Origin of the sequence: Paenibacillus sp. NPDC056579, assembly GCF_042793215.1 — a bacterium.
Classification (GTDB): Bacteria; Bacillota; Bacilli; order Paenibacillales; family NBRC-103111; genus Paenibacillus_S.
This window is the reverse complement of record NZ_JBHTVD010000003.1, coordinates 974,937-987,547: the sequence shown is the minus strand read 5'-3', so window position 1 is coordinate 987,547 and position 12,611 is coordinate 974,937. Positions and strand designations below refer to the sequence as shown.

Annotated in this window: 9 protein-coding genes and 1 riboswitch; of the genes, 7 read left to right on the top strand and 2 right to left on the bottom strand. The window is 50.6% G+C overall.

The features are described from left to right. Nucleotides 1–7: 7 nt before the first annotated feature. Both ACFQ88_RS16995 and ACFQ88_RS16990 read right to left on the bottom strand, forming a co-directional pair. On the bottom strand, nt 8–409 hold the full coding sequence (locus ACFQ88_RS16995; protein WP_379454879.1) for a VOC family protein: 402 nt from the start codon (nt 407–409) through the stop codon (nt 8–10). Nucleotides 410–413: 4 nt separating this feature from the next. Then, nucleotides 414–824: a VOC family protein gene (locus ACFQ88_RS16990; protein ID WP_379454878.1), complete on the bottom strand. Its 411-nt coding sequence runs from the start codon at nt 822–824 to the stop codon at nt 414–416. Between the two features lie 288 nt (nt 825–1,112). After that, nucleotides 1,113–1,203: riboswitch (cyclic di-GMP riboswitch) on the top strand. Nucleotides 1,204–1,414: 211 nt separating this feature from the next. Between ACFQ88_RS16990 and ACFQ88_RS16985 the strand changes: the two genes are divergently transcribed. From ACFQ88_RS16985 to ACFQ88_RS16955, 7 genes are all read left to right on the top strand, one after another. Next, complete coding sequence (locus tag ACFQ88_RS16985; RefSeq protein WP_239628094.1) at nt 1,415–1,864, top strand: chemotaxis protein CheX; 450 nt, start codon at nt 1,415–1,417, stop codon at nt 1,862–1,864. 196 nt (nt 1,865–2,060) lie between these two features. Then, nucleotides 2,061–3,101 carry a sensor histidine kinase gene (locus tag ACFQ88_RS16980; protein ID WP_379454877.1) on the top strand — a complete coding sequence of 347 codons (1,041 nt, stop codon included), beginning with the start codon at nt 2,061–2,063 and terminating at the stop codon, nt 3,099–3,101. Nucleotides 3,102–3,489: 388 nt separating this feature from the next. After that, a complete protein-coding gene (locus ACFQ88_RS16975) occupies nt 3,490–6,585 on the top strand; it encodes an efflux RND transporter permease subunit (RefSeq protein WP_379454876.1) in 3,096 nt (1,031 codons plus the stop codon). 15 nt (nt 6,586–6,600) lie between these two features. Further along, nucleotides 6,601–7,896, top strand: a complete 1,296-nt coding sequence (locus ACFQ88_RS16970) for an efflux RND transporter periplasmic adaptor subunit (RefSeq protein ID WP_379454875.1) — start codon at nt 6,601–6,603, stop codon at nt 7,894–7,896. A gap of 67 nt (nt 7,897–7,963) precedes the next feature. Beyond that, nucleotides 7,964–9,739 carry a hypothetical protein gene (locus tag ACFQ88_RS16965; RefSeq protein WP_379454874.1) on the top strand — a complete coding sequence of 592 codons (1,776 nt, stop codon included), beginning with the start codon at nt 7,964–7,966 and terminating at the stop codon, nt 9,737–9,739. A gap of 163 nt (nt 9,740–9,902) precedes the next feature. Next, nucleotides 9,903–11,486, top strand: a complete 1,584-nt coding sequence (locus tag ACFQ88_RS16960; RefSeq protein WP_379454873.1) for a spore germination protein — start codon at nt 9,903–9,905, stop codon at nt 11,484–11,486. Next, nucleotides 11,483–12,589 carry a GerAB/ArcD/ProY family transporter gene (locus ACFQ88_RS16955; protein ID WP_379454872.1) on the top strand — a complete coding sequence of 369 codons (1,107 nt, stop codon included), beginning with the start codon at nt 11,483–11,485 and terminating at the stop codon, nt 12,587–12,589. The genes ACFQ88_RS16960 and ACFQ88_RS16955 overlap by 4 nt, the downstream gene beginning before the upstream one ends. The last annotated feature ends 22 nt before the right edge of the window (nt 12,590–12,611 follow it).

Here is a 12,611-nt window from a genome sequence, read left to right as displayed (position 1 = left end):
ACATCAATCACTTCATTTTCCCGGCGCCGAATACAATGACGTACTGATCCGGGTCGCTAACCGCAAATTCCTTCCATAGCATATCGCCTTGATCTTCAAGCTTCATTTCGTAATGAATCACAGCTCCGTCGGAGCGAAATTGCTCAAGCAGATCATCAATCCGGTCCCAGTCCGTATAAGCATATGAATCGATGCCGCAGAGCGGGCCTTCCCATTGCTTCGGATAGTTGGCGACGCGAGGCTTGCGGTTCGGCCGGACAGCATCTGCATGCTCCGCTTCATATAAAATAAATCCAAGACGGGGCTCCTTGCGTTCCGCATGTCCCCAGCTATCCACAGTACATCCCAGCTGGTTTTTGTAATATTCCTTGGATCGTTGGAGATCGCTAACTAACCTAACTTGATTCATGGATCTAGCCTCTTTCATTGGTTTTGGTTGGCCAGCCGCCCCATAGATGCAGCTTATTCCCATCCGGGTCATAGGCATGAAAGCTGATCCCGCAGCCGCCGTTATCCGCAAACGAGTCTGTTTTTACACCGTTCTCTACCATCCGCGCATGCAAATCTTCGATATCGTAGACTTCTACGGTTAGCGCCGCCATTTCAGGATCGTCTATGGATTTGTAATTCAAGGTGGTCCGTTCTTCCGTCCGTATTAGAAAGATGGATTGATTCGATCCGACCTTTAGTTGGGCTTGATCCTCGCACGGCGGTCTAAGAAAGGTCAGTCCCAGATGCCGTTCATACCATGCAGCGGATGACAGCGCATTGGTAACCGGTATATATATCGTTTCGATTTGTTTCACAACAGGCTTGTTTTCCATAATAATAACCTCCTTCCTAATGCTTTTGCCTCCACATTATCATATACAAAAAAAGGAAAATGAGGAAGGAGATTCTTCGGTATCCTTGCTCATTCCCTTTTCACAGCCTTGTTTCGTGTGAAGTAAGCAATTATGCTTAGTTCCAAAATTCTATCACGGAAGAGTCGGAGCTGGCGCCGATTTAGGAGCAAAGTCGCGGGTCCGGAAGAAAAAATATACGGAACTGGTACTATTTTATCAGCTTATGTGCTACAATGTGTTTAGTTTTGTTACATCACATCCATCGACAAACCGAAAAGGCAAACTTGCTGAAAAGCAAGGACGCAAAGCCTCAGGCCTAAGGGACTATCGAATATCCTACGGCGGCTGGGTTACCGAAATTGCGCTATATTTCAGTTCTTGTACAACAAGACTGCCCAATTTCGGGCAGTTTTTTTTATTTACCACAATAGAATTTATAAGATTCCGAATATCATCGGATGAAAAATTCTATTTGGCGATTAAACCTACCTTTGAACGCGGTCGCTCATCTTTTGAAAGGCCTGGGTAGAGGTTTCTCACCTATTTTATTTGAAAAGGGGTTGTATTGTGTGCAAGCGAATTTCGTGAATCCGTTCCTAACCTCGTCTCTTCATGTTATCGAGACCTTGATTCAAATCAAACCGGTCGTAGGTCAACTTAGTATGAGAACGATTCACTATGCGGACGATTATGTGTGGCTGAAGATTGGCATTTTGGGGCAAATGAACAAGGATATTTTATTCGGATTTCCCGAGACGGTAGCCTTCCGGATGGTTTCCGGGATGATGGGCGGCTATCCCGTCACTCAATTCGATGAGCTGTGCCAAAGCGCGGTCGGAGAATTGGGTAATATGATCAGCGGAAACGCAAGCACGCTATTGTACCAGCAGGGCATCGAGGTAGACATTACCCCGCCGAATCTTGTTAACGACTCGGCCTATGAATGGGGCGGTCAAGTATTCAGCATTCCTCTTACCATCGAAACGATCGGAGAGTTTAACATCTACATCTCTGCATAACATCCGTTGTCCGAATCTAAAGTCAAAATGTATATAAAATCCTGTAAAAACTGGCATTGGACTTCTATCGGCTTTGTGATATGTTATTATAGATCACACTACTACATATAGGCGGGTTTTCATCATGGTTGAAGAGCCTTTGCTAAAGCAATTGCGGGACTGTAAGCCAGTGGTTATAGAAAGATGGCTTCAATATATGAAAGGGCATCATGCAGACTACAATACAGCCAGCTTGAACCGTAAAGCCGATGTGTATTTTGATTATTTAACGGATTTGCACATCGATATGACCGAGCATCCGCTGCAGGAAGTGGTGCCCGATTGGTGCGCAAAATATCAGGAATTAGAGCTTGAGATCATAGATATTATTCGCTGTTCCCATTTGTGGAGAAAGTCGCTGATTGAGGTCGGGAGCGATTTTCTTACTTTAAAGCTGTTTCGTGAAATTTGCTTGCGGGTCGATCATTTTGAAGTTTTGCTGTGCGAGAATTATTGGCAGCGGACCATCTCCGACCTGAAGGAAAAGGATATGGCTATTAATCAGCTGCATGACGACCGGATTACGCTGCTCGGGAAGATGGCCGCCAGCATGGCTCACGAAATCCGCAATCCCCTCACTTCGATTAAAGGCTTTTTGCAGCTGCTGCGTACGAACCTTAGAGCATTGCCGATGGAGAAGGCGGATGCTTATCTGGAATTCATAGAAGCGGAATGCAACAACATGCATATGCAGGTGACCGGCTTTCTCAGCTTTTCCAAAAGGCCTATTATAGAAGAAGAGCTTGCGGATACTTCGCTGAAGCAGATACTGGAATACAATCTGTCTTTGCTGAATCCGAGGCTTATTAACGAGAATGTAGTTTTGAAGGTGGACATTCCCGACTCCATAACGCTTCGGGTACAAAAGCTCGCCTTTCAGCAAGTATTGAACAACCTGCTTAATAACGGGATCGATGCGTTGTCGGAGGTTAAATACGAAAAGATCATATCGATCAAAGCTTTCGAGGATCAGGATCATACGTGGATATGGATAGGCAATAACGGTCCCGCCATCCCCGCGGAGCTGGCCAAGACGCTCTTTGCTCCTTTTGTCACGAACAAAACGAACGGAACCGGCCTGGGACTAGCCATTTGCAAGCAAATCATGACCAAAAACAACGGCGATATTTCATTTCAAAGCACGGACCGGGAAACGACCTTCAAGCTTTCGTTTCAGAGGCCGAAGCTGGCACTATAGCATCGTTCAAATCATTCAACCGCAGGCCATCGGCTTGTGGTTTTTTTGTCGTCCCGAAAGAGCAGGCGCGGATTATATCGGTGGTAATAGTAGCAACATTTTCAGCTGGCCGGCAGCGGATTCAATTCGGTATAGTAGAGTCAAGACGTGAACAGAGCTTTAGTGTTGGATGGGCAATAGATCCGAGGCGAGGCTCTGTTTTTTGCATGTAAATAGTTTGGATCGGGACTCCCCGCAAAGTGTCTGATGGACTTCGAAGCCAAAGCTTCACTTTGTGGGGTATTTTGTTTTGCAAAATTTACTACCGCGGATGTATCGCCGTGTTCATGCTCCGTTCATATTCGTCGTGTACTTTTAGTAAAGTCGTTTGAATTTAGGAGGGAAAGCAATGGATCGATTGACCCATTTCTCCATGAAAAATGTGGCCGCGGTATTCATCATTATCGCCTTGCTGATGGGCGGAGGCTTATACTCGGCATCCACATTGAAGGTGGAGAATATGCCGGATGTTTCGTTTCCGGTCGTTCTTATATCTACTACTTACCCGGGACCTCCTCGGGATGTTATGGAAGAGGTCACCAAGCCGCTCGAAGATAAAGTGGCGAACCTGGAGGATCTCGATACGTTGACCTCGACCTCCAGCGATAATATGTCAACGATCATCGTTCAATTGAAGCAGAACGCGGATACCGATAAGCGGAAGCAGGACATCGAGAGCCTCGTTCAGGAAGTGAAGCTTCCCGCGACGGCGGATAGACCGAAGGTATCGACGTTCGGCTTCGCTTCGATTCCCGCTTATTACTTAGCGATCTATGCCGACAACGGCATGAGCCAGACGGAGCTGGACAAGCTGTACGAGGATCAGATCGAGCCGGGCTTCGAGGCGATGCAAGGGATTGACCATGTCGACTCCGTCGGTTCGAGAGAAACCTCCATGGATATTCAGCTGGATGCCGATGCATTGAACAGCTTCGGTTTAACGCCGGCCCAAGTCACAGCGTCGCTTCGCAATGCTTTGTCCAAAGGTCCTATCGGTTCGGTCGATTTTGACGGCAATACGAAGATGGCCAGAGTCACGGGCGATCTGGACAGCTTATACAATTTGGAGAAGATGGAGCTGACCATCGGTAACGGCAGCACAATCACTCTGGACCAGGTTGCCAAAATCAAGGCCGTAACGGATGCGACATTCAACGCGCGGTTCGACGGCAAGCCGGCTATCGGCATTCATTTGTATAAGACCAAGGCAGCCAATGCGGTCGAATTTTCCGATGACGCCGACAAGCTGATAGAGCAATGGCAGCAAACGATGCCGGGCATCACGTTCAAATCGGTTTATAACAGTGCGGATCAGGTGAAAGAATCCGTCAACGGCATGCTGAAGGAAGGCATCTCCGGTGCATTGCTGGCATCAATTATGATTTTGCTGTTCTTGCGCAATGTGAGAATGACGCTGATCGTTCTCGTGTCGATTCCTTTATCGATTCTGATTACATTGCTGATGATGTCGCAGCTGGGCATTACGCTGAACATCATGACGCTGGGCGGTATGTTCATCGCTGTCGGACGCGTCGTCGATGATAGTATCGTCGTTATCGAGAATATTTACGCATCGCTGCAAAAAGCCCATGAGCGCAATGAATCGGTCATCAAGCTGGCTACGAAGCAAGTGTCTATGGCGATTACGTCTTCCACTTTGGCGACCGTAGGGGTATTTGCTCCGATCGGGATGGTCAGCGGCATTGCGGGCGAGTTTTTCCGGCCGTTCGCTATCACGCTAGCTTGTGCGCTGCTTGCTTCTCTGCTGGTGGCACTCACCGTCATCCCTATGATGGCCAAGCTGCTGGTGCTGCGCGGCAAGAGCATCGCCCATCATGATGAAACCAAACGCGGACGGGTTCAAGTTTTTTATGAGAAGGTGCTGCAATGGTGTCTTAACAACCGCGGCAAGACCTTGATTGCTTCAGCACTAATTCTTGTTCTGACATTGGCCACGGTTGTTCCGAATTTGGCGGTGAGCTTTATTCCAAGCGCGGACGCCGAACGGCAAATGTACTACGAAATCAAGCTCCCGTATGAGACTTCATTCGAGAGTACGGACCAGCAAACCAAGCAGATCGAAGCGATGCTTCGCGATGCGAAAGACAGCACGGGAGAGCCGCTGTTCACTTATGTGGAGGCGCTAGTCGGCTACGGCGGCAAAACCGATCAGGTAGCCTATCAATCCGAGGTGTATACCGAGGTGAATGAGAAGGTTGACCCTGAACAGGTGAAAAAGCAATATCAGGAGCTCATTCTAAACGAGCTGCCCAAAGGCTCGGAGGTGACTCCAAGAACGCTGGCCGGGGGCGGAGGAGGCGTGTCCTCGACCGACTTCTCTTACGCTCTGAAGGGGGACGACCAGAAGCAGCTGGAAGAAGCCGCCGCCCTGATCAAACAGCAAATGCAGCAATTCCCGGAACTGTCGGAAATCGAGGATAGCTTGAGCGATTCCAAGACGGAGGTGGAAATAGAGGTCGATCAGCAAAAGGCCCGTCAGTTCGGCTTGAGCTCGGCTGTTATTCGCGACACCGCCAGAAGCTGGATTGCCAAAGATAATCTTGGCGATTTGCGCTTTGACAACATCTTGTACACAACGACGGTGGAGCTGGCCAAGGCGGATAAAAACTCGCTGGAGAAGATCGGCAAAATTCCGCTGAAAGCTTCTAACGGCAATACCGTATATTTGAATGAAGTAGCCAAAATCAAAGAAAAACAAGCTCCTGCTTCGCTGCAAAGAGAAAAACGGGAGCAGGTGGTTACGATCACCGCCAAAATCGATGATGCAAACAAATCGGGCGTGAGCAATAAAGTATCGGCAGCTCTCGGCTCCATTCAGCTTCCGGACGGCGTATCGCGGGAAGTGAAGGGTGTCAGCGCCGACATTGAAGAAAGCTTCTCGCAATTGTTCGTGGCGATGGGTGCGGCGGTATGTATCGTGTATCTCGTTATGGTGCTTGCCTTCGGGAATGCGGGAGCTCCTTTCGCGATTCTGTTCTCCCTGCCATTCGCCGCAATCGGCGGACTATTGGCCTTATTGTTAACCGGAGAGTCGCTGAATATTACATCACTGATCGGCTTTATGATGCTTATCGGGATTGTCGTGACGAATGCAATCGTGCTGATCGACCGTGCGCAGCAGCTACGAGCGGAAGGCTACACGGTGCGGCATGCGCTGGTTGAAGCCGGTATGGTGCGGCTGAGACCTATTATTATGACGGCCGGAGCGACTGTCGTGGCGCTGATTCCGCTCGCGCTTGGACTGACTAAGGGCACATTGATTTCCAAAGGTCTGGCTGTGGTCGTAATCGGTGGATTAACGACATCAACACTGCTGACGCTTGTTGTAGTTCCGGTAGTGTATGAGTTGATTGAAGCAATCAAGAACAAGATGCGTACCTGGTTTCGCCGGGAGAAGAAAGCGGACCACACCATCGGGGTATAAGGGGAGGAGTCATCAATGAATCAGCGAAAAAGGAACCTGCAGCGGCGGGCTCTGACTAGAACGGCAGGGATGCTGCTGCTGGCGGCGGCGCTTGCTGCGGGCTGCTCGGCACCGAAGGCGGCTCCGCAGGCAGCCGCAACGGATACGAAGACGGTCAAGGTTACCCCCGTCGGCAAGCAAAGCATGGGAGACCCGAAAGAGCAGGTAGCGGACGTCGTGGCTGCCTCGCAGGTCGATATTAGTCCGAAAGCGGACGGGCAGGTGCTGGAAATTGTGAAAAAGCGCGGCGACCTGGTCCAGCAGGGGGATGTAATCTTCCGGCTGGATACGAAGGACGCCCTGCTGCAAAAGAAAAAAAGCGAGGTAGCCTTGCAAAGCGCTCAAGATACGCTGCAAAAATCTACGGAGGATTTGGCCAATTCGAAGACCGAATTGCAAAACTCCATCGCTAAAGCCCAGCAGCAGCTGGACAACGTTACGAAGGACTATAACAAAATGCATAACGATTATGACGCGGGACTCGTAACGAAGCGCCAGCTGGAGCAAAGCCAGATGCAGGTGAATAACGCCCAGCTGGATTTGCAAAATTTGCAAAACAAGCTGGATGCGATGCAAAAAACGAACGGCCTGGCCTCGGCACAGTCCCAAGTGGATTCAGCCAAAATCGGCCTACAGGACATTAACAATACTTTGGCCAATTATGAAGTGAAGGCTCCTATAGCGGGCGTTTTGACCGATTTGAATGTGGAGGTCGGCGCCATGATTGCTCGCGGCGGCAAAGTCGGCCAAGTCCAGCAGATCGATCCGATCAAAGTGAAGGCCGAATTATCCGAGTCGGCCGCTAAGCTGGCGAGAGGCAAGCAGGAGCTGACCTTTTACAGCGCGGACAATCCGACCAAGCTGCTCAAAGGACGCGTAACGTACTTGGCCGATGTGATGAATGCACAGACCAAGTCGTTTTCCTTAGAGCTTGAAGCTGTGAATACCGACGGATATTTGAAGCCGGGAACGAGAGTTCAAGTACAGCTGAACAGCGTGGAAGAGCAGCAGGTTATCGCAGTTCCAAGCCTCAGCATCGTTCGCGAGGGCAGCGACGCGTTCGTCTTTATTTTGAAAGGCGATACGGTGGAGAAGCGGCCGGTGAAGCTTGGACGAGTTAACGAAACGTATCAGGAGATTGTTGAAGGGCTGACACTCGGCGAGGAGCTTGTCGTATCCGGTCAGCACCAGCTCAAAGACAAGCAGAAGGTTGCTGCGGTCAAAGAGCAGGAGAAGGATCAGACCAAGGATCAGACCAAGGTACAGGGATAAGCTGCCCCAAACAACACACAAAAAGGTTGGACATTCAGATATCAACCTATGAGGAGAATGAAAAACGATGAAAACGACTTGGAAAACAACGATGGCTGCCGCTGTCTTATCGATCTCGCTCATGACCTCCGTCTCGGTGCTTCCTGCCGGGGCGGAAGGGACGGAGTCCCAGGCGACAGTCATTACGGTGCCGTCCTACACGTTGAACGAATCGTTATCGGTTGAAGTGAAAGGAGTTTCCGTAAGCCGTACGGCAGAGGGCCTGCAATTGGGCGCATTGATCGGCCTCACGAATAACGGAGCCGCCATAACCCGGGTTCCCGATTACGAGCTTCGGATCAAAACGACGGAAGGTATCGAGTATACGCTCAAAGCGAACAGCGCGAATGTGAAATCCGTTATGGCTAAGGAAAATGCGGAGCTGACCTATATGGTTACCGTAGACCGGCCAGGAGATACGGACATCAGCGAGCTATCCTTCGTTGAGGTGGATGAGTATACGTATCCGAAAACGGAGACGGTAGTGCTGAATGTCCCAGTCTCTGCGAATGTTTGGTACGGAACGAAAAACCAGGTGGCCGACCCCGCTGCGAACATCGCCTGGGGCCAGCCGTTTACACTGCCTGCGTCCACATCTCCGCTGCGCTATACGCCGGTTGAGCTGACCAAGCAGAGCGATGCCAACGGGTTTACTTATTTGGTCACGCTGCTCGCGGAAAATACGGGAGCGAACTCCGAGAACGTACCGGCTTTTCGATTGGACGGCAAGGCGGCCGATAAGGTGTATACCGGCAAAAGAGTGGAGCAAGAGCCGGTCAGCTTGGCCGCAGGAGAGAAGAAATACGTCCATTTTGCTATAACGGCGGATCAGGATGTCCCTCTGCAAAGCTTGCTGCTGATGACGACGGAGACCTTTGTTCCGGGTGGAGCCCAACCGAGTCAAGGCGTACCAGCTGCAGGGAGCGGCGCTGCACAGCCTGCCGGTTTCGATATCGGCCGATTAAGCATTACGGCTCCGGCACCAGCGGCTCCTTCGAACCCGGGTCCAAGCTATACTATCGGGCAGCCGATCTCCTTTGACCCGTTGAATCAGCTGGTCAGCACAACGACGGAGGTATCGCTGGTCGAGCTTCATATGCACGACAACGCGGGAGAGGGCTACAAATCGGTTGTCGCCAAATTCAAGCTGGCGAACAAGAGCGATATGACCGTGGCCACACCGGCCTTCCAAGCCCAGCTTGTCGGAGGAGACGGCTCGAGCTATACGGGAACCCGCCAAACGACGGCAGCGGCTAATATGATGCCGAATCTCGGCTACGTTGTCAGCTATTCGTTCATGATTCCGGCATCCGAGAACGGAAATCAGCTCACGATAAAGCTGCAGGATACCACAACGGCAGCACCTTACAGCAGCACGATAGCGAGCTTCCAGGCAGCGGTGCAGCAGGATACGGAGGATGCGGTCATGAGCTTCTATCCGTTCACCGTCAAGCTGGACGATTGGACGATTGGCTCCTACACGAATCCGGCGGCGAACGGCCAAGGTCAGACTTATTCTTACAAGCTTAAGCTGTGGCTGAATGTAGAAAGGCTGGAGGATGTCGTCGTCGACCCGAATTTCTCCAAATTCAAAGTCGAGCTGTCCGACAATCTGGGCCGCGTGCTCGGATCGCAAACGGTGCCTTTCACCGGCGAGAACAAGCTGATCAGCGGGGAACAAACGATTCAGTTCAGCAACGTCCGCACCGAGCAGCTCGATTATCCATTAACGGTCAAATTGTATGAGTCTATCGACACGCCTAATGGAGAGGCGACACGCTTGGTAAAAACATTAACGCAATAATCCGCAGCGCGCTGCATATACAAAGAGAGCCGTCCGAACCATGATTCGGACGGTTTTTTCACGTTTTATTCATTTCTGCGAGGCCAACAGTTTTCCAATGTTAGGATAAAAATGCGGCTGTTAGGTGAAAATGGATATAAAACGAGTAAAAGAGGATGCAGCCATGAACTTTTTGAGATATGTGTTCAAACATCGCCATAGGCTGCATGACAGCCAGAATCAACAGGCTGGCTCTGCAGGCTCACCAGCTGATCAAACCCTTCCGGTTGCGACGAATATTCAAGCGAATATCGATCTGCTGACCACATTATACAAGGATTGCTCGGACATAGTGTTTCATCAATTTACGGTTTACGGGACTACTCAAGCTTTTCTCATTTATATAGAAGATATGAGCGATATAGAGCTGATCGACCAGCAAGTGCTTGCCCCGCTGCAAAATGCGGCAGATTTTAACGCCTCCGTCGGAAATTTGGCCAAAAACATTAGCGTTTGCCACGCTAAGGAGCTTGCCACCATGGAAGAGGCGGTGGGGCAAATATCCAAGGGAAATCCGGTCATGTTCATCGACGGGTATGAGAAGGCAATCTCGCTCGGCGTAGCCAAGTGGGCGAAGAGAAGCATTGAAGAGCCTGTAGCCGAATCGGTCGTGCGCGGTCCAAGACTTGGCTTTACCGAAACGATCGGCGTGAATACCTCATTGCTCCGCCGAAGCATCAAGAGCCCCGCTCTGAAGATGAAATTGCTCAAGATCGGGCAGTACACCCAAACCGAAGTAGTCGTTACCTACATAGACGGCATCGCCGATATGAACCTGGTTAATGAAGTGATCAGCCGGCTTAAGAGGATTGAAATCGACGGAATTATTGACAGCGCCTATATTGAGGAGCTGATCGGCGACAATGCGATGAGCCCGTTTCCGCAGCTGATGTCAACGGAGCGTCCGGACGCCGTTAGCGCCAACCTGCTGGAAGGAAGAGTCGGCATTATCATCGAAGGCTCTCCATTCGTGCTCGTCGCTCCGATCACCTTGTTTTCTTTATTGCAATCTCCCGAAGACTACTATCAGTCGTTTTGGGCAGGCTCGTTAATCCGGTGGCTGCGGTATTTCTTCTTCGTTATAGCACTGACGGTCCCATCGGCTTATGTGGCGATTCTTACCTATCATCAAGAGATGATCCCTACGACCCTTTTGCTGAGTGTTGCCAAATCACGTGAGGAAATCCCGTTCCCGGCATTAGTGGAAGCTCTGCTGATGGAGATCACGTTCGAGGCGCTGCGTGAAGCGGGGCTGCGGCTCCCCAAGCAGGTCGGCGCTGCCGTAAGTATCGTCGGTGCGTTGGTTATCGGCCAAGCGGCTATTTCCGCCGGTCTCGTTTCCTCGCCGATGGTCATGGTCGTTGCCTTCACGGGAATCGCGTCATTTACCTTTCCGCGCTATACGCTCGGCATTGCCGTTCGGCTGCTGCGGTTTCCGCTCATGTTCCTGGCCGGCTTTCTCGGCTTGCTCGGGCTCATGCTCGGGATTATATTGATCGTCATCCATCTGAGCACGCTTCGCTCCTTCGGGGTTCCTTATCTTTCCCCTTTAGCTCCATTGAAGAAGAACGAACTGGGGGACGTTCTGATCCGGGCCCCGTTATGGACGCGTGATAAGCGGCCGCACCTGAGTAATGGCCTATATAACGCTTACCGGCAAGTTCCCGGGCTGCAGCCGAAGCCTCCTCAAGGAGAGGATGCCGGATGATGGAGAAAGGAAAGCTGTCTGCTCTTCAAATGGGTATTCTGATGTACCCGACGATCTTGGCTACAGCGATCCTGATCGTTCCCGCGATTACAATAAGATACGCTCACAGAGATTCGTGGCTCTCTCCGCTGTGGGCGGCACTTGGCGGACTGCTTCTTGTATTGATCGTCGACCGTCTCAATAAACGGTATCCGCAGATGAGTATGATTCAGGCAAGCGAGCACATTTTGGGGAAGCCGCTCGGCAAAGTATACGGGTTTCTCTACTTTTTTTTGTATACGCAGGACACCGGTTTTGTTATTAGGGAATACGGAGAGTTTGTGGTAGGGAGCTTTTTGCCAAGCACACCTCTTATCGCCGTAGCCATCTGTATGATCTTTACATGTGCCGTTGCCGTTCGCTGCGGCGTGGACGTATTGGCGAGGTGCGGCCAAGTTTTCGTGCCGTTCATGATTTTCTTTTTGCTGCTGGCGTTTGTTCTGCTTATTCCGGATGCGAAAATTCATCAGCTTTTCCCTATGATGGAGAACGGGCTCCGTTCATCGATTCGTGGCTCGTTTACGTTAACGAGCTGGTTCGGCGATTTCATTTTCCTTTCATTCTTATTTCCTATGCTGTCAGACCGGTCTAAGGGAAGAACATGGGGGTTCATCGCTGTTATCGCTGTCGCCTTCACGATGAGTATAACGAATTTCTTTATTCTGCTGTTGTTTGGAGAAGTCGCGGCCAATTTTACTTATCCGGTTATGGTTGCCGCCCGCTATATTAGCCTTGCCGATTTCATCGAGCATATGGAGGCGCTGGTCATGGCGGTTTGGGTGATGAGTATTTTTTTGAAAATTTGCGTGTATTACTACACGCTCGTTCTGGTCTTCACTCAATGGCTCGCTATCGAAAACTTTCGCTCGACAGTGTACCCGCTTGGCATATTACTTGTGCCGTACACTCTCTGGATTGCGCCTAATTTGCAGGAGATGGCCCATTTTTTCGATGTTGTCGGAGCGATCTATATGATCTTTATGAAAATGCTGCTGCCTCTTCTGCTGCTCGTCATCGCCTGGCTGTGCAAAAAAGAGGCTCCGCCCCAGCCATCAAACCATTGACAACCGGAGAGAGGGAGGTCCT

Bases quoted from the DNA above. Each gene is read 5' to 3' on its own strand.
- ACFQ88_RS16995 (WP_379454879.1), bottom strand. From the start codon at position 409: ATGAATCAAGTTAGGTTAGTTAGCGATCTCCAACGATCCAAGGAATAT.
- ACFQ88_RS16990 (WP_379454878.1), bottom strand. From the start codon at position 824: ATGGAAAACAAGCCTGTTGTGAAACAAATCGAAACGATATATATACCG.
- ACFQ88_RS16980 (WP_379454877.1), top strand. From the start codon at position 2,061: ATGAAAGGGCATCATGCAGACTACAATACAGCCAGCTTGAACCGTAAA.
- ACFQ88_RS16975 (WP_379454876.1), top strand. From the start codon at position 3,490: ATGGATCGATTGACCCATTTCTCCATGAAAAATGTGGCCGCGGTATTC.
- ACFQ88_RS16970 (WP_379454875.1), top strand. From the start codon at position 6,601: ATGAATCAGCGAAAAAGGAACCTGCAGCGGCGGGCTCTGACTAGAACG.
- ACFQ88_RS16965 (WP_379454874.1), top strand. From the start codon at position 7,964: ATGAAAACGACTTGGAAAACAACGATGGCTGCCGCTGTCTTATCGATC.
- ACFQ88_RS16960 (WP_379454873.1), top strand. From the start codon at position 9,903: ATGAACTTTTTGAGATATGTGTTCAAACATCGCCATAGGCTGCATGAC.
- ACFQ88_RS16955 (WP_379454872.1), top strand. From the start codon at position 11,483: ATGATGGAGAAAGGAAAGCTGTCTGCTCTTCAAATGGGTATTCTGATG.